This is a genomic window from Streptomyces olivochromogenes (assembly GCF_021538895.1).
In the GTDB taxonomy this organism is placed as follows: domain Bacteria; phylum Actinomycetota; class Actinomycetes; order Streptomycetales; family Streptomycetaceae; genus Streptomyces; species Streptomyces olivochromogenes_A.
In genome coordinates this window covers 1-296 of sequence record NZ_JADDRL010000281.1, presented here as the reverse complement: position 1 = coordinate 296, position 296 = coordinate 1, and the positions used below count along the sequence as shown (strand labels likewise).

Sequence of the window (296 nt, the reverse complement as noted above, 5' to 3'; positions counted from 1 at the left end):
CCGAGCCAGATGTTGTCGCCCATGCCGATCTCGTCGCCGTAGTAGAGGATCGGCGAGCCGGGCAGGGAGAGCAGCAGGGCGGTGAAGAGCTCGATCTGGTTGCGGTCGTTGTCGAGGAGGGGGGCCAGGCGGCGGCGGATGCCGATGTTGGCGCGCATCCGTGGGTCCTTGGCGTACTCGGCCCACATGTAGTCGCGTTCCTCGTCGGTGACCATTTCGAGGGTCAGCTCGTCGTGGTTGCGCAGGAAGATGCCCCACTGGCAGTTGGTGGGGATGGCCGGGGTCTTGGCGAGGAT

At 65.9% G+C, this 296-nt stretch carries 1 protein-coding gene; it reads right to left on the bottom strand.

Annotated features, from left to right (window positions below; all coding sequences use genetic code 11):
* A partial coding sequence (locus IPZ69_RS46815; protein WP_268835914.1) for an alpha-amylase family glycosyl hydrolase occupies positions 1-296 on the bottom strand: 296 nt, incomplete at both ends.